Source organism: Rhizobium sp. RHZ02 (assembly GCF_014851575.1).
GTDB lineage: Bacteria > Pseudomonadota > Alphaproteobacteria > Rhizobiales > Rhizobiaceae > Rhizobium > Rhizobium altiplani.
The window spans coordinates 1-339 of sequence record NZ_JACUZX010000107.1; the positions used below are offsets into that span (position 1 = coordinate 1).

A 339-nucleotide genomic window follows, 5' to 3' on the forward strand; every position below is an offset into this window, starting at 1 on the left:
ACACCTTCGGCGCCATGCTGGCGGTCATGCTCGTCGTGCAGATCCTGACCGGCGTCGTGCTGGCCATGCACTATGCGGCGGAAACGACGGTTGCCTTCAACTCCGTCGAAAAGATCATGCGTGACGTGAACCACGGCTGGCTGCTGCGCTATATGCACGCCAACGGCGCGTCGTTCTTCTTCGTTGCCGTCTATCTGCACATCGCCCGTGGCCTCTACTACGGCTCCTACAAGGCGCCGCGCGAGATCCTCTGGATCCTCGGCGTCCTCATCTACCTGCTGATGATGGCGACCGGCTTCATGGGCTACGTTCTGCCCTGGGGCCAGATGTCCTTCTGGG

The 339-nt window shown here is 61.7% G+C and carries 1 protein-coding gene; it reads left to right on the top strand.

Annotated elements, in window-relative coordinates; all coding sequences use genetic code 11:
• A partial coding sequence (locus tag IB244_RS31725; RefSeq protein WP_192307018.1) for a cytochrome b N-terminal domain-containing protein occupies window positions 1–339 on the top strand: 339 nt, incomplete at both ends.